16 protein-coding genes are annotated in these 15,557 nt (G+C 71.7%); 3 read left to right on the forward strand and 13 right to left on the reverse strand.

Going from position 1 to position 15,557, the window contains the following annotated elements:
• Positions 1-48 precede the first annotated feature (48 nt).
• The 8 genes from rnc to OG553_RS08560 all read right to left on the reverse strand — a co-directional run bounded on the left by rnc (position 49) and on the right by OG553_RS08560 (position 9,065).
• Positions 49-870 (reverse strand): ribonuclease III, encoded by an 822-nt coding sequence (gene rnc / locus OG553_RS08525; RefSeq protein ID WP_405978415.1) that lies wholly within the window; start codon positions 868-870, stop codon positions 49-51.
• A gap of 19 nt (positions 871-889) precedes the next feature.
• Positions 890-1,063: a 50S ribosomal protein L32 gene (gene rpmF / locus OG553_RS08530; protein WP_003965982.1), complete on the reverse strand. Its 174-nt coding sequence runs from the start codon at positions 1,061-1,063 to the stop codon at positions 890-892.
• Positions 1,064-1,065: 2 nt separating this feature from the next.
• The gene (locus tag OG553_RS08535; RefSeq protein WP_405978416.1) at positions 1,066-1,773 is read right to left on the reverse strand and encodes a YceD family protein; all 708 of its coding nucleotides are present in this window, start codon (positions 1,771-1,773) and stop codon (positions 1,066-1,068) included.
• A gap of 69 nt (positions 1,774-1,842) precedes the next feature.
• The gene (locus OG553_RS08540) at positions 1,843-2,877 is read right to left on the reverse strand and encodes a DivIVA domain-containing protein (protein ID WP_405978417.1); all 1,035 of its coding nucleotides are present in this window, start codon (positions 2,875-2,877) and stop codon (positions 1,843-1,845) included.
• A 102-nt stretch (positions 2,878-2,979) separates the two neighbouring features.
• Positions 2,980-3,459: a pantetheine-phosphate adenylyltransferase gene (gene coaD, locus OG553_RS08545; RefSeq protein ID WP_405982990.1), complete on the reverse strand. Its 480-nt coding sequence runs from the start codon at positions 3,457-3,459 to the stop codon at positions 2,980-2,982.
• Between the two features lie 14 nt (positions 3,460-3,473).
• Positions 3,474-4,052 carry a 16S rRNA (guanine(966)-N(2))-methyltransferase RsmD gene (rsmD, locus tag OG553_RS08550; protein ID WP_405978418.1) on the reverse strand — a complete coding sequence of 193 codons (579 nt, stop codon included), beginning with the start codon at positions 4,050-4,052 and terminating at the stop codon, positions 3,474-3,476.
• Between the two features lie 73 nt (positions 4,053-4,125).
• Positions 4,126-7,350: a helicase-related protein gene (locus OG553_RS08555; RefSeq protein WP_405978419.1), complete on the reverse strand. Its 3,225-nt coding sequence runs from the start codon at positions 7,348-7,350 to the stop codon at positions 4,126-4,128.
• Between the two features lie 26 nt (positions 7,351-7,376).
• The gene (locus tag OG553_RS08560) at positions 7,377-9,065 is read right to left on the reverse strand and encodes a DAK2 domain-containing protein (protein WP_405978420.1); all 1,689 of its coding nucleotides are present in this window, start codon (positions 9,063-9,065) and stop codon (positions 7,377-7,379) included.
• Positions 9,066-9,306: 241 nt separating this feature from the next.
• Here OG553_RS08560 and rpmB point away from each other — a divergent pair, with 241 nt between their 5' ends.
• Positions 9,307-9,492 carry a 50S ribosomal protein L28 gene (rpmB, locus tag OG553_RS08565; protein WP_007266795.1) on the forward strand — a complete coding sequence of 62 codons (186 nt, stop codon included), beginning with the start codon at positions 9,307-9,309 and terminating at the stop codon, positions 9,490-9,492.
• A 131-nt stretch (positions 9,493-9,623) separates the two neighbouring features.
• Here rpmB and thiD read toward each other — a convergent pair whose 3' ends face one another.
• Positions 9,624-10,433 (reverse strand): bifunctional hydroxymethylpyrimidine kinase/phosphomethylpyrimidine kinase, encoded by an 810-nt coding sequence (thiD, locus tag OG553_RS08570; RefSeq protein ID WP_405978421.1) that lies wholly within the window; start codon positions 10,431-10,433, stop codon positions 9,624-9,626.
• A complete protein-coding gene (locus tag OG553_RS08575; protein ID WP_405978422.1) occupies positions 10,430-11,410 on the reverse strand; it encodes a thiamine-phosphate kinase in 981 nt (326 codons plus the stop codon). Before OG553_RS08575 ends, thiD begins: the two co-directional genes overlap by 4 nt.
• Before the next feature lie 245 nt (positions 11,411-11,655).
• Between OG553_RS08575 and OG553_RS08580 the strand changes: the two genes are divergently transcribed.
• Positions 11,656-11,889, forward strand: coding sequence for an Lrp/AsnC ligand binding domain-containing protein (locus tag OG553_RS08580; RefSeq protein ID WP_007266792.1), 234 nt, complete (start codon positions 11,656-11,658; stop codon positions 11,887-11,889).
• A 23-nt stretch (positions 11,890-11,912) separates the two neighbouring features.
• Entirely contained in the window at positions 11,913-12,404 is a 492-nt protein-coding gene (locus OG553_RS08585; protein WP_405978423.1) for a DUF3515 family protein, read from the forward strand.
• 78 nt (positions 12,405-12,482) lie between these two features.
• Here OG553_RS08585 and OG553_RS08590 read toward each other — a convergent pair whose 3' ends face one another.
• Genes OG553_RS08590 through OG553_RS08600 form a run of 3 tightly spaced genes read right to left on the reverse strand, consistent with a single transcriptional unit; the run spans position 12,483 to position 15,439 of the window.
• Positions 12,483-13,640, reverse strand: coding sequence for a D-alanine--D-alanine ligase family protein (locus OG553_RS08590; RefSeq protein ID WP_405978424.1), 1,158 nt, complete (start codon positions 13,638-13,640; stop codon positions 12,483-12,485).
• Positions 13,641-13,679: 39 nt separating this feature from the next.
• Positions 13,680-14,690 (reverse strand): NAD(P)H-dependent glycerol-3-phosphate dehydrogenase, encoded by a 1,011-nt coding sequence (locus OG553_RS08595; RefSeq protein WP_405978425.1) that lies wholly within the window; start codon positions 14,688-14,690, stop codon positions 13,680-13,682.
• On the reverse strand, positions 14,687-15,439 hold the full coding sequence (locus tag OG553_RS08600) for a 1-acyl-sn-glycerol-3-phosphate acyltransferase (protein ID WP_007266788.1): 753 nt from the start codon (positions 15,437-15,439) through the stop codon (positions 14,687-14,689). Before OG553_RS08600 ends, OG553_RS08595 begins: the two co-directional genes overlap by 4 nt.
• Positions 15,440-15,557 lie beyond the last annotated feature (118 nt).

Here is a 15,557-nt window from a genome sequence, read left to right on the forward strand (position 1 = left end):
AAACCCCGCCGCACCGGGGTGCGACGGGGTCACTGCAGGAGGAAGCGGTCAGGCGTCCGGCGCCGGGTCGGCGGGCGTCGGCGCCCCGTCGCCCTGTGCCGGAGCGGCTGCGGCAGCGGCTTCCGCCGCCTTCCGCTCGTCCGCGGCGGCGCGGATGCCGCGCCAGGCGGACTCCGCGGCCTGCTGCTCCGCTTCCTTCTTGCTGCGGCCGGTACCGGTGCCGTACGAGACACCACCGACGCGGGCGGCAGCTGTGAAGGTCTTCTCGTGGTCCGGCCCCGTCTCGGTGACGAGGTATTCCGGTACGCCGAGACCCTCGGCCGCCGTGAGTTCCTGGAGACTGGTCTTCCAGTCCAGGCCGGCACCGAGGTTGGAGGACTTCTCGATGAGCGGGTCGAAGAGCCGGTGGACCAGCTCCGAGGCCGCATCGAGGCCCTTGTCGAGATAGACCGCGCCGATCACCGCTTCAAGGGTGTCGGCGAGGATGGAGGCCTTGTCCCGGCCGCCCGTGCCCTCTTCGCCCCGGCCGAGCCGGATGAAGGAGCCGAGTTCGAGTCCGCGCCCGACCTCCGCCAGCGCACGAGAGTTGACCACCGCGGCCCGCAGTTTGGCCAGCTGGCCTTCCGGCAGGTCGGGGTGGGTCGTGTACAGCGTGTCCGTGACCACCAGGCCGAGCACGGAGTCCCCGAGGAACTCCAGGCGTTCGTTGGTGGGCAGGCCGCCGTTCTCGTACGCGTACGAACGGTGGGTCAGCGCACGCACCAGAAGGGCGGTCTCGAGTTGGTACCCGAGCCGCCCTTCCAGAAGCGTGTGGGACGAGGCCGCGTTGTTACTGTCTGCCTGCTTCTCAGCGTTGGACAGCTCAGACATTGCGCCTCTCACCAGCCGCTCAGACCTCGAGGACCTGGCGCTTGTTGTAGGTGCCGCAGCTCGGGCACGCGATGTGCTGGAGCTTCGGCTCCTGGCAACGCTCACACGAAACCAGGGTGGGGACCGCAGCCTTCCACTGCGACCGGCGGTGGCGCGTGTTGCTGCGCGACATCTTCCGCTTCGGAACAGCCACGGCTACTTCTCCTGCTTCTCGGCGGCGCTCTGAACTCCGTCAGACGCAGTGCCGCTCATGTTGTCCTTCTCATCGCCCTGATCGGTGACGAGTCCCTGCAATGCCGCCCAACGGATGTCGACGGCGTCGTGGTGGTGCTCCGGGTCGTCGTTCAGGCTGAGCCCGCAATCGGGGCACAGTCCGAGACAGTCCTCCCGGCACACCGGCTGCATGGGCAGTGCGAGCACCACCACATCGCGCAGCACGGGTTCGAGGTCGAACAAGCCGTCCTCGAGAAGGAGCACGTCCTCGTCGTCCTCGGCGTCGTCGGCCGGCTCCGCCTTGGGGCGGCCCCGGTCGTCGGCGTCAGGGTACGAGAACATCTCCTGGAAGTCCGCCTTGAGCTCGCGCTCGACGGTCTCCAGACACCTTACGCACTCCCCCGTCGCCGATGCACGGACGGTGCCTGTGACAAGCACCCCTTCCATGACCGACTCGAGGCGGAGGTTGAGCTTCAGCGGCGCGCCTTCCGGCACTCCGATGACGTCGACGAGACCGAAGTCGGCCGGCGCCTGGATCTCGCGGGACAGCCGCTGCATGGCGCCAGGACGCCGGCCCAGCTCGTGCGTGTCGAACACGAGGGGGTTGCGGTGGTCAAGGCGGGTGTTCAGGGCCGTTCCTGCTTTCACAGATCGCTGAAGATCAAAAATTCCGCCGCTCACGGGCAGCATGGATCGCGACGCATACGCGCGACCGAAGAGCCAGGATACCCGGCGCTTCGCTCTGAGCCCAATCCGGGCTCAGCGCCCCTGGCCGTACTGGTGCAGCTGGTCCAGGTTGATCATGCTCGTGTCGAAGAGGCTGGTCTCGTCGAGCGCAGGCTGCTGGGGCTGCTGGGGCTGCTGGTAGAAGGCGTACGGGTCGGGCTGCTGCTGGTAGCCGCCGTACGGGTCCGGCTGCTGCTGCGGGTATCCCGCGTACGGGTCCTGGTACGCATAGCCGTCCTGCTGGGGCTGCGCCGCGGGCTGCGCGGGGTACGCGGCGGCGTAGGTCTCGTACACCGGCTCCGGCTGGGCGGGCAGCGGCAGGGGCAGCGGCCCGGGGCCCGGGTCTGCCAGGCCGGCCAGGAAATCCGCGTCGCTCGACGGCCGGGCCCCCTGGGCCCCGGCGGCGTCCTGGGCGGCCATGTGCGCGCCGAGGTCGTCCGCGGGCGCCCGGCCCAGGAGCTTCTGGCGGCCCCGTCCGACGGCCTCCAGGGTCTTGGAGAGCACCGCTTCGAAGGTGGCGAGCTTCTGGTCGACGTACGCGTCCGCCTGTTCGCGGCGGATCCCCGGGTCGGGGCTGGGCTCGGGGGCGCCGCTGTCGTCATGGCCCAGCTCGTCCGTTCCGGGCCCGCGGCCGAGGAGCTTCTCGCGACCCCGGTCCACCGAGCCGATGGTCTTGCTGAGCACGACCTCGAAGTTGGCGAGCTTGCTGTCGACGTAGTCGTCGGCCTCGGCCCGGATCTCGGCGGCCTCCCGGCGTGCCTCGGCCAGGATCCGGTCCGCCTCGCCCTGCGAGCGGCGGGCGATCTCGGTGTCGGAGATCAGCGAGCTCCGCTGGGCGTGGGCGGACCCGATGATCCGCTCCGCCTCCCGGCGGGCCTCCTCGACCATCTGCTCGCGCCCGCCGATGAGCTCCTCGGCCCGGGCGAGCGAGCCGGGCAGGGCCCGGCGCACCTCTTCGAGCCGGGCGAGGAGTTCCGCGCGGTTGATCACGCAGGAGGCGGACATCGGCATGGTGCGGGCGCCGCCCACGGCCGCGACGATCTCGTCCAGCTTCTTCTGTACGTCCACGGGGGGCTCGCGCTCTCTCGGCCTAGGACTGACGGGACGACTGTAGGGCCCCGGGCCGGACGCGCGGGACGGGCCGGAGAACTCGGCCCGCCCGGCGCCGGGTCACTTCGCGCGCAGCCGTTCGACCAGGGCCGCGTGGACGTGCGCGGGCAGCAGGTGGGCGACGTCGCCGCCCCAGGCGGCGACCTCCTTGACCAGGGAGGACGACAGGAAGCTGTAGGTCGGGATGGTCGGGACGAACAGCGTTTCGACGCCCGACAGGCCCATGTTCATCTGGGCCATCTGGAGCTCGTAGTCGAAGTCGCTGACCGCGCGCAGGCCCTTGACGATGGCCGGGATGTCGCGCTGCTTGCAGAAGTCGACGAGCAGCCCGTGGAAGGACTCGACCTCGACGTTGCCGTAGTCGGCGGTCGCCTCGCGGATCATGTCGATCCGCTCCTCGATGGTGAACAGGCCCTGCTTGGACTTGTTGATCATCACTGCGACGTGCACGACGTCGTACAGCCTGGAGGCGCGTCCGATGACGTCGAGGTGTCCGTTGTGGATGGGGTCGAAGGATCCCGGACAGACGGCGCGGCGCAACTGAGCTCCCTCGTTCATGAGTCTTCGCTGGTGGAGGCGGCGCGACCGTACCAAAGGGTGCCTTCGCCGTACTTGCGCGAACGCAACGGCTCGAATCCCTCCGGCCACGGGAACGGACCGCTCCTCGTGCTGCGCTCCACCGTGACGAGCGCGTCGTCGGTGAGCCAGCCATTGGCGCGGAGTGTGAGGAGGATCTCGCCGAGACCGGCGTGCTCGACGGCGTAGGGCGGGTCGAGGAAGACGATGTCGTACGGGTCCCCGGACGCGGTGGCGGCCACGATCTGCTCGGCCTTGCCGGCCCGGAATTCGGCGCCGGGCAGGCCCAGGGTCTTGATGTTGTCCCGGATGGCCTTGGCGGCCTTGGCGTCGGCCTCGACCAGCAGGGTGTGGGCGGCGCCCCGGGAGAGGGCCTCCAGCCCGACGGCGCCGGAGCCGCCGTAGAGGTCGAGCACGCGGGAGCCGTCGACGCCGTGCAGGGACTCCCAGGTGGAGAAGAGCCCTTCGCGCATCCGGTCGGAGGTCGGGCGGGTGCCGGTGCCGGGCGGCACGGCAAGCCGCCGCCCGCCGGCGGTGCCGGCGATCACGCGGGTCATCTGGGGTCCTTCTCTGGGGCGGTCGGGGGAGGCCCTGGCCTCCGTTCTGGCCTCCAACGATAGGTCGTGCGCCTCAGCCCTTCTCCAGGTACTGCTCGCGCTCGGCGTCCAGCAGGGCCTCCAGCGCGGTGCGCAGGCCGGGGAGGTGCTCCAGCTCGGGGTCTGCGGCGACGACGCGGGCGGCCTCCTCCCGGGCCTGGGCGATGACCTCCTCGTCCTCGATGACGGCGAGCATGCGCAGCGAGGAGCGGACTCCGGACTGGGCCTGGCCGAGGACGTCGCCCTCGCGGCGCTGCTCCAGGTCGATCCGGGACAGTTCGAAGCCGTCGAGGGTGGCGGCGACGGCGGCGAGCCGGGCGCGGGCGGGGCTGGCCTCGTGCATCTCGCTGACGAGCAGGCACAGGCCGGGGGCGGAGCCTCGGCCGACGCGGCCGCGGAGCTGGTGGAGCTGGGAGACGCCGAAGCGGTCCGCGTCCATGATCACCATGACGGTGGAGTTGGGGACGTTCACGCCGACCTCGATGACGGTGGTGGCGACGAGCACCTTGACCTCGCCGGCGGCGAAGCGGCGCATGACGTCGTCCTTGTCGGCGGGGTCCATCCGCCCGTGCAGGACCTCGACGGAGAGTCCGGCGAGGGGGCCCCGGGTGAGCTGTTCGGCGATCTCCAGGACGGCCAGCGGCGGCCGCTTCTCGGCCTCTTCCTCGGCGGAGGCCTTCTTCTTGTTCTTGGGGTCGTCCTCACCGTCGCCGATCCGCGGGCAGACCACGTACGCCTGGTGGCCGTTCTCCACCTCCTCGCGGACCCGCTCCCAGGCACGGGAGAGGAAGTGCGGCTTGTCCTTGGCGGGCACCACGTGGGTGGCGATCGGGGAGCGGCCGGCGGGCAGCTGGTCGAGGACGGAGGTCTCCAGGTCGCCGAAGACGGTCATCGCGACGGTGCGCGGGATCGGGGTGGCGGTCATGACGAGCAGGTGCGGGGGCTGCTTCCCCTTGGAGCGCAGGGCGTCGCGCTGTTCGACGCCGAAGCGGTGCTGTTCGTCCACGACGACGAGGCCGAGGTCGTGGAACTGCACCTTGTCCTCGATCAGGGCGTGCGTGCCGATGACGACGCCGGCCTCGCCGGTGACCAGGTCGAGGAGGGCCTGGCGGCGGGCGGCGGTGCCCATGGAGCCGGTGAGGAGGACCACCTTGGTGCCCTGGTCGGAGCCGCCGAGCATGCCGCCCTCGGCGAGTTCGCCCATCATCTCGGTGATCGACCGGTGGTGCTGCTGGGCGAGCACTTCGGTGGGCGCGAGCATGGCGGCCTGCCCGCCGGAGTCGACGACGGCGAGCATGGCGCGCAGGGCCACCATGGTGTTGTGCGTCACGGTGAAGTGGTCGGTGACGTAGGCCCGGCTCGGGTGCTTCACGCTGATGCACTGAACGGGCTTGCGACCCACGTACTCGACGTCCCTGATGCCGCGCCGGAAGTTGTCGTACTTCGTCCGGGGCGCCATCCGCCCCGCCTTCCGCGACAACCGGAAGGGCACGAAATCCTCGGGCAAGCTGAGCGCCACTTCGAAGGCGTTCATCTTCGGCCGGATCCGGGCTCGGCCGCCCAGGGACCGGGCGAGCCACGCCACGTCTGCGGCGAGTCTCTCCGACGCCGAGCAGAACGAGATCCCCAGGCCGGTCTTCCCGATCGTGCCGTCGGTGTCCATGAGCCCTTGCAGGATGGCCAGGCGCTCCTTGACCGTCGCGTTTCGGTAGGCGTCCGGAACGAATTTGTCGTGCGAGGTCAGTCCCCACAGGCCCATGGCACGTAGCGCCTGGATCACAGGGTTCCGTCGGGTGCCGCCCTTCGGCCGGCGCATGGCGATGGTGAAGTCGCACGGGGATCCCGGAACCGCGGCCAATTCACATTCGGGTGCCACGGCCGCGCCCACCGCCGCCAGAACCTCGTCATCTGTCGTGGACAGTCTCAGATTGTGGCGGAACGACCCGTCTCCGATGAGCACTCCGAGCAGATAAGGGTCGAGCGGCCGGTCTCCACCTGCATCCAGATCCGCGGCCACGGCCGCCGGGAGGTACCACTTCGAGGAGCCGTTGGCCTTGTACAGGTCATGGCGGATCTCCCTGGTCGTGAGGACCTTGGGTTGTTCGCCCCGGGCCCAGGCGCAGCTCGTTGCCACGATCCACAGGTGCTCGTCGTCGCACTCGACCCGGCTTCCGTCGGAGAGGACCAAGCGCCATACGTCGCGAACACCTTGCGGGTAGACGCCGTCAATCACGGCGACCTCGCCGTTCGGTGCGATGACCTCGTCACCCGCCGCCATCTCTCCCATGGCGCGGAAGCCGGTCGGTGTCAGCACTTGGGCATCGAGCGGCTGCGCCTTGCCCGAACCGACCTCGCCCTGGAGGAGGCGGTGCATGGGGTGGCTGGTGGCGAGGTCGTCGAAGATCTCCTTCGAGACGTTCTGCTGGCCGTCGGTGAGGGTGAAGGGCAGCTTGGCGTCGAACGCGTCGAGGAGGCCGCCGGGGGTGGCGCGGCGGGCGACGGCGGGGAGCTGGGAGTCGGCGTGCCGGCGGCGGGCCAGGGCGACCTGGAGGACGAAGGCCTCGTCCCACTTCAGGCGCTGGCGGGCGTCCTCGATGTCGGCCTTGGTGGCGGGGCGGTGGATCTTGAGGAGGGCCTCGGTGAGCGGGACGAGTCCGCGGCCCTCGCGCAGGGCGGGCGGGAGCGGGTCCACGGCCTCCTGGGCGCGGGGCAGTACGGCGTCCACGCACTTGGCGATCTTCCAGGACTCCAGCTTGGCGCAGGCCGGGTAGATCGGGATCAGCTGGTTGGCGAAGGCGGTGGCCGCGTCCCGGTCGGAGGCGTCGGCGCCGAGGGGCTCGTACGCCGGGTGCGCGAGCTGGAGCTTGTTGTTGAAGCGGGAGACCTTGCCGGCGAACATGGCGCGGCTGCCGGGCAGCAGTTCCTTGTGCGGCTTGTGGACGCCCGCGCCGAAGAAGACCAGCTGGAGGCGGCCGCTGCCGTCGGTGATGGTGACTTCGAGGCGCTTCCCGCCGCCGCGGCTGCCGTGGTAGGTCAGCAGGCGGGCGTCGGCGACCTGGGCGACGACGGTGACGTGCTCGTCGATCTGGTCCGCGAGGTCCGCCAGCGAGGTCAGCTCGCCGCGCTCGGCGTACCGCCGGGGGTAGTGGTGGAGCAGGTCCAGGGCCGTGTGCAGGCCGAGCTGCTCGGCCAGCACCTTGGCGGTGGCGGGGCCGAGGGTCTTCTTGAGGTCTTCGTCGAGCGCGGGCACGTGTTCCATTGCACACCATCGCGCTGACAAGCCGGCTATTCGACTCCGATGAGCAGGGGCGCCGACCAGCGGCCGCCGCGGTAGGTGACGGTGTCGACGGCCAGGTGCGCGTGCTGGACGTACGCCTCCAGGCGGGCGGCGAGGGCGTCCGGGACCTCGGGGCCCAGGACGAGGGTGACCAGTTCGCCGCCGGAGCCGAGCATCCGCTTCAGGACGGCCTCGGCGGTCTCGGGCAGGCCCGCGCCGATGACGGCGACGTCCCCGTCGATCAGGCCGAGGACGTCCCCGGCCTGGCAGATCCCGGCGGAGGTGAAGGACTGGCGTTCGGCGACGGCCAGTTCTCCGTAGCGGGTGGCGCCGGCGGCCGCGGTCATGGCGACGACGTCCTCGTCGAACGTGGCGTCCGGGTCGTGCACGGCGAGGGCGGCCAGGCCCTGGACGGCGGAGCGGGTGGGGATCACGGCGACCCGTACCCCTTCGGAGCGGGCCTGTTCGGCGGCGGCCGCGGCCGCGGCGCGCAGTTCGGGGCTGCCGGGCAGCAGGACCACCTCGCGGGCGTGGGCCCGGCGGACGGCGTCGAGCAGCTCGGCGGCGGCGGGCTGTTCCCCGGGGCGGGCGAGCACGGTGGTGGCGCCGGCCTCGCCGCACAGGGCGGCCAGCCCCTCGCCCTGGACGACGGCGACCACGGCCCGCTGTGCCCGGGGGGCGGCGGCGCGGCGGCGCTGGTCGCCGAAGTGGGTGATGCGGATGCGGTAGGGCCGGCCGGCTTCCACTCCGGCTTCGACGGCCGCGCCGGGGTCGTCGACGTGCACGTGGACGTTCCACAGCCCGTCGCCGCCGACCACCACGAGGGAGTCGCCGAGCAGGTCGAGGCCGCGGCGGAGCCCGGCGACGGCCTCGTCGGAGGCCTCCAGCAGGTAGACCACCTCGTACGCGGGACCGCCCTGTTCGTGCCCTTCGTGTCCGCAGGACTCGGGGTCCGGCAGCACGGCCACGGGCACGGCGGGGCCGCGCACCGGTTCGGCGGCGGGTTCCTGGCCGGACAGCGCCTGCCACAGGGCTCCGAGTACGGCGACCAGCCCGCAGCCCCCTGCGTCGACCACTCCGGCCCTGCCGAGCGCGGGGAGCTGGCCCGGGGTCTCGGCGAGGGCGGCGCGGGCCCCGTCGTATGCGGCGCGGGCGACCTCGGCGGCGGTGGCGGCCGCGGTCCCGGCGGCGGCACCGGCCCGGGCGGCGGCTCCGGCGACGGTGAGCATGGTGCCCTCGACCGGGTGCGCGACGGCCCGGTAGGCCTCCTCGGCGGCGCGGGTCAGGGCCCGCGCGAGCAGCGGGCCCGGGGCGTGGTCGGCGGGGCCGGCCGGATCCGCGGGGTCGGCGGGATCTGCGCCGAGGACGTCTGCGACCCCGCGAAGGAGCTGGGCCAGGATGGTGCCGGAGTTGCCCCGGGCGCCTATGAGGGCGCCGTGCGCGTAGGCCCGTACGGCCTCGGCGAGGGAGGCGGGGGCGGCTGTGGGGTCCGTCACGCCCGCGAGGGACTCGTCGAGGGCGCGGTCGGCGGCCTCGGCGGTCAGGTAGAGGTTGGTTCCGGTGTCGGCGTCCGCGACCGGGTAGACGTTGATCGCGTCGATTTCCTCGCGGGCCCGGCCCAGTGCGGCCAGGGCCAGCGAGCTCCAGGTGCGCACCGCTTCGGCGTCGAGGGTGTGCGTGCCAGGCTCGTGCGCCACCGGGCGTTCCTCCTTGTGCGGGCCAGGGTTCACCGCAGGGTAACGAAGGGAGCCCTCCGCCCGGGGGCTCCGGGGCGGAGCGGGGCCCCGTCATGGTAGTTTTCTCGGACCCAAGCAGTCGTTGTATGCTGCTCAGGTTGCCCGTCGAGAGTCGGGCCATTCGTCCGGCAAGCCACTTCAGATCTCTGATTCCGGTGCGCCGGATTCCACCGTAATTGCATCTGAAGTCTTGGAGTGACCTGTGGCTGCCAACTGCGACGTTTGCGCCAAGGGGCCGAGCTTCGGCAACAACATCTCCCACTCGCACCGCCGCACCTCGCGTCGCTGGAACCCGAACATCCAGCGCGTCCGTGCCGTGGTCAATGGGACGCCGAAGCGCCTCAACGCCTGCACCTCGTGCATCAAGGCCGGCAAGGTCTCGCGCTGACGCCTCCCGTCGTCGTAGCGCAGCCCTTTCTGGTTGCCAAGAAGGCCGGTTCACCTCTGGTGAACCGGCCTTTTGCCTTGTCCGGGGCATTGCGGATCAGCCCTTGACGGTTAAGGGCTGATCCTGACGGGTCAGCGCCACTGCCAGGCGTGGTCCACCGGGCCGATGCCGCCGCCGAGGGCGAAGCCGGCGGCGATGGCGCCGGTGACGTACTCCTTGGCGGCCGTGACGGCCTCCGGCACGTCCAGGCCCTTGGCCAGGCCCGCGGCGATCGCGCTGGCGAGGGTGCAGCCGGTGCCGTGGGTGTGCCGGTTGTCGTGCCGCGGCGCCCGCAGCCACAGCTCCCGCGAGCCGTCGCTCAGCAGGTCCACCGCCCGGTCGCCGTGGGCCGCGAGGTGGCCGCCCTTGATCAGCGCCCAGCGGGGCCCGTAGCCGAGGACCGCGTCGGCGGCCCGCCGCATGTCGTCCTCGGTCTCCACGGCCAGCCCGGTGAGCCGGGCCACCTCGTCCAGGTTCGGGGTGGCGACCGTGGCCCTGGGCAGCAGCTCCCGGCGTACGGCGTCCAGCGCCGAGGCGGCGAGCAGCGCGTCCCCGTGCTTGGAGACCCCGACGGGGTCCACCACGGCCGGGGCGGGGGTGCCGGCCAGCAGCTCGGCCACCGTCTCGACGAGTACGGCGGAGGACAGCATCCCGGTCTTGACGGCGTGCACGCCGATGTCGTCCACCACGGCCCGGTACTGGGCCGTGACGGCCTCGGCGGGCAGTTCCCAGGCCCCCTTCACGCCGAGGGAGTTCTGGGCGGTCACGGCGGTGATCACGCTCATGCCGTGCACGCCGAGCGCCAGCATGGTCTTGAGGTCGGCCTGGATGCCGGCGCCGCCGCCGGAGTCGGATCCGGCGACGGTCAGGCACAGCGGCGGGGCGGCCCCGGCGACGCTCACGCGGTCTCCCCGTCGACCGGGTCGGCGCCGAAGTGGTCCCAGCCGCCGGTGCTGGTCCACGGGGCGCCGTCCACGGTCACCTGGGGCAGGGCGGAGCGGTGCTGGACGGAGCCGATGACCTTCCAGCGGGCCGGGAGCTTCACGTCGGGCGGGAAGGTGGCCACGATGGCGTGGTCCTCTCCCCCGGTGAGCACCCACTGGAGCGGGTCGACGCCGACGGCCTGGCCGATGTCGTGCATCTGGGTCGGGATGTCCACGGCGCCGGAGCGCAGGTCGATGCGGACCTTGCTGGCCTCGGCGATGTGCCCGAGGTCGGCGATCAGGCCGTCGCTGACGTCGGTCATGGCGGTGGCGCCGAGCCCGGCGGCCGCGGGGCCGGCGTGGTAGGGCGGCTCGGGGCGCCGGTGGGCCTCGACGAAGGCCCGCGGGGAGCGGAAGCCGCGCGAGAGCACGGCGAAGCCGGCCGCGGACCAGCCGAGCCAGCCGGTGACGGCGACCACGTCGCCGGGCTGGGCGCCGGAGCGCAGCACGGGCTCGTGGTTGCGCAGGTCCCCGAGGGCGGTGATGGAGACGGTGATGGTGTCGCCGCGCACGACGTCGCCGCCGACCACGGCCGCGCCCGCGACCTGGCATTCGTCGCGGATGCCGTCCATGAGCTCGGTGGGCCAGGTGACCGGCAGCTCGGCCGGGACGACGAGGCCGAGCAGCAGCGCGGTGGGCACGGCGCCCATGGCGGCGATGTCGGCCAGGTTCTGTGCGGCGGCCTTGCGGCCGACGTCGTAGGCGGTGGACCAGTCGCGGCGGAAGTGCCGGCCTTCGAGCAGGATGTCCGTGCTCGCCACGACCCGCCGGTCGGGGGCCGACACCACCGCGGCGTCGTCCCCGGGTCCGAGCCGGACCGCCGGGGTGGTGGTGAGCCGTGAGGTGAGCTCCCGAATGAGCCCGAACTCCCCCAGCTCGCCCACAGTGCCCTTCATCGCTGTGCCCCTTCTTGGCAAGTCCGCTTGCGGTCGCGAGCCGTCACAGCTCTGGGTACCGTCAACAGATACGTCAACTTCTGCTCTGCGTACGCCCCGCTGTGCGTGGCGCCGGGCCCCCGGGTCTCCCCGTGGCACGCGGCGACGCGGTACCGTGGCGTCCCTTCTTCCCCGGGCCCGCCCGATCTCCCAGGGCCCATCCGAAGGTTAGGGGAAATGATCCTCGTGGCCGCCCTGGAGGTTCCGTGGTACAGGCGTACATCCTCATCCAGACCGAGGTGGGCAAGGCGTCGGTCGTCGCCGAGTCCATCTCCAAGATCGCGGGGGTGATCCAGGCCGAGGACGTGACGGGGCCGTACGACGTGATCGTGCGCGCCCAGGCCGACACCGTCGACGATCTCGGCCGCATGGTGGTCGCCAAGGTCCAGCAGGTGGAGGGGATCACCCGCACCCTGACCTGCCCGGTGGTCCATCTGTAGCCCCCGTCTAGTCTTGGCCGGTGATGTCTTCGCACCACCGGCCCCTCCGTCTACTGGCCCCGTCCGCCCTGGTGGCGGTCGTGGCCCTGGCGGGCTGTGCCCCCGGGGCCTCCGAGGCCCGGGTGACACCCCCGCCCGCACCGCCCGCCGGTGTCGCGCAGCTCTGTGCGGCGCTGCACAGGGAGCTCCCGGAGACGGTGTCGGGGCTGGCCCGGTCCGTCACCGAACCCGAGACGGACCTGACCGCCGCGTGGGGCGGCTCGGCGATCGTACTGCGGTGCGGTATCCCCAAGCCCCCCAAGATGGCCGATCCCAAGGCGGACGGCGTCGAGGTCGACGGCGTGGGCTGGCTGGTGGAGCGGCCCCCGGAGGGCGGCCTGCGGTTCACCACCACGGGCCGGCTGGCCTACACGGAGGTGTGGATCGACAAGGAGCATGCCACGGACGCGAGCATGCTCGTCGGTCTGTCCGCCGCGGTGGCCGCATCGGTCCCGGCCGGGATCTCCTCGTACTGATCGGGCCGCCCCGCGCACACCGCCGCCCGCTGGATCGTTCCAGCGGGCGGTCGGCTGTTCGGGGCGCCGGGTGCGCGGCTAGCGCAGTCCGGTGGAGCGGCGCAGGGCGGCCTGGATCAGCCGGTCCACGAGCTCCGGGTACTCGATGCCCGACTCCTGCCACATGCGCGGGTACATCGAGATCGGCGTGAACCCGGGCAGGGTGTTGATCTCGTTGATGACGAAGGTGCCGTCCTCGGTCAGGAAGAAGTCGGCGCGCACCAGACCCTCGCACGAGGCCGCCTCGAAGGCGTCGATCGCGAGCTTCTGCACCTCGGCGGTCTGCTCCGGGGTGAGCGGGGCGGGGACCAGGCCGGCGGCGGAGTCGATGTACTTCGCCTCGAAGTCGTAGAAGTCGTGGCTGGAGACCGGCGGGATCTCCGCGGGCACGCTGGCGCGCGGCCCGTCCTCGAACTCCAGCACGCCGCACTCGATCTCGCGGCCGCGCAGCAGCGCCTCCACGATGACCTTCGGGTCGTGGCGGCGGGCCTCGCGGATGGCCGCGTCGAGCCCGGAGGCGTCGTCGACCTTGGTGATGCCGATGGAGGAGCCGGCCCGGGCGGGCTTCACGAACAGCGGCCAGCCGTGTTCGGCCGCGAAGTCCAGGACCTTGGCCGTGGCGGCGTCCCGGTCGGCTTCCCACTCACGGGGGCGGATGGTCACGTACGGGCCGACGTTAAGCCCGTACGAGGTGAACACCCGCTTCATGTAGTCCTTGTCCTGGCCGACGGCCGAGGAGAGGACGCCGCAGCCGACGTACGGGATGCCGGAGAGCTCCAGGAGGCCCTGGAGGGTGCCGTCCTCGCCGTAGGGGCCGTGCAGCACGGGGAAGACGACGTCGACCTCGCCCAGCGCCTTGGGGACGGCGCCCGGCTCGGTGTAGACGACCTCGCGGCTGGCGGGGTCGACGGGGAGCACGACGGTGCCGTCCGGGGACTCCGCCAGCGCCTCGACGCTGGGGAGCTTCCGGTCCGCGATGGCCATGCGCTCGGGGGCGTCCGCGGTCAGGGCCCACCGGCCGTCCGTGGTGATGCCGATGGGCAGCACCTCGTACTTGGACCGGTCGATGGAGCGCAGCACGGCGCCCGCGGTGACGACCGAGATGGCGTGTTCCGAGCTGCGGCCGCCGAAGACGACGGCCACGCGGGGCTTGCGGCCCTGCTGCTCAGGGGTCTGGGGGAGGTTCTCGCTGCTCATATCGCCACGAGAGTACCCGCTCAAGCGTCCGGAAAGGTGTCAGTGACGTTCCGGTTTGGCGCTGCGGCCCATCAGTTCCTTCAGCGCGACCAGCGGGGGCTTGCCGTGGTGGACGATGTCGACGACCGTGTCGGTGATCGGCATGTCCACTCCGTACCGTCGTGCCAGATCCGCCACGGACTGGCAGGACTTGACCCCTTCCGCGGTCTGGCTGGTGACCGCGATGGTCTCCTCCAGGGTCATCCCGCGGCCCAGGTTGGTGCCGAAGGTGTGGTTGCGGGAGAGCGGCGAGGAGCAGGTCGCGACGAGGTCGCCGAGGCCGGCGAGTCCGGAGAAGGTGAGCGGGTCGGCGCCCATCGCCAGGCCCAGGCGGGTCGCTTCGGCGAGGCCGCGGGTGATGAGCGAGCCCTTGGTGTTGTCGCCCAGGCCCATGCCGTCCGCGATGCCGACGGCCAGGCCGATGACGTTCTTGACGGCACCGCCGAGTTCGCAGCCGATGACGTCGGTGCTGGTGTACGGGCGGAAGTACGGGGTGTGGCAGGCGGCCTGGAGGCGCTGGGCCACGGCCTCGTCCACGCAGGCGACGACGGAGGCGGCGGGCTGCCGGGCGACGATCTCGCGGGCCAGGTTGGGGCCGGTGACGACGGCGACGCGCTCGGCGGGGACCTTGGCGACCTCCTCGATGACCTCGCTCATCCGCTTGGCGGTGCCGAGTTCGATGCCCTTCATCAGGGAGACGAGGACGGCGTCGGCGGGCAGCAGCGGGGCCCATTCGGCGAGGTTGGCGCGCAGGGTCTGGGAGGGGATGGCCAGGACCGCGAAGTCGGCGTCCCGGGCGGCCTCGGCCGCGTCGGTGGTCGCGCGGATGTTCGCGGGGAGTTCCACACCGGGGAAGTAGTCCGGGTTGGTCCGGCCGGTGTTGATGGCGTCGGCCAGTTCCTGGCGGCGGCCCCACAGGGTCACCTCGCAGCCGGCGTCGGCGAGGACGACGGCGAAGGCCGTGCCCCAGGAGCCGGTTCCGAAGACGGCCGCCTTCACGGGACGTGTCACTTCTTGCCCTCCCCCGCGGCCTTGCGCCGCTGTTCCGCCCTGGCCTTGCGGTGGTCGTACGGCTCTGCGGGCGCCTGCTGGCCCCGCAGCTCCTCCAGGAGCTTGGTGATGTCGGCCATGATGGCCTCGGTGGCGCCCTTGAGGACGTCGGGTGTGGGCTCGCGGTCGTAGAAGGCCGAGAGGTCCACGGGCGGTCCGGCGAGCACCTGGAGGGTCTTGCGCGGGAACAGCCTGACCTTGTTCTCCTTGGCGTAGGGCGGCATCGCGAGATTCGCGCCCCACTGGGCCACGGGAATGACGGGGGCCTTGGTGATCAGCGCCACGCGGGCGACGCCGGTCTTGCCGGCCATCGGCCACATCTCCGGGTCGCGGGTGAGGGTGCCTTCCGGGTAAAAGGCGACGCATTCACCGCGCTCGACCGCGTCCACGGCGGCCCGGAATGCGTCCAGGGCGTTGGTGGTCTCGCGGTAGACGGGGATCTGTCCGGATCCGCGCAGGATCATGCCGACAAAAGGCACCTTGAAGAGGCCGGCCTTGGCGAGCAAACGCGGCACCCGGCCGGTGTTGTACTGGAAGTGCGCGTAGGAGAGCGGGTCCAGATACGAGTTGTGATTGACGGCGGTGATAAATCCGCCGTCGGCCGGAATGTGATCCATTCCCCGCCAGTCCCGCTTGAACAGCACTACCAGCGGCGGTTTTGCGATGACCGCCGCCAGGCGGTACCAGAAGCCGATTCTGCGGCGGGACACTCGGACACCTTCCTCTAGGACCGGTGCGTGGCTTGGGCACCTTGTGGGCCGGACAAGTGTCGCTGCGGGTCCGGCCTCTGTCGAGGACACCGTACGCCCCGCTCGCACCACGAGGCCC

This window comes from Streptomyces sp. NBC_00158 (genome assembly GCF_045160885.1).
In the GTDB taxonomy this organism is placed as follows: Bacteria; Actinomycetota; Actinomycetes; order Streptomycetales; family Streptomycetaceae; genus Streptomyces.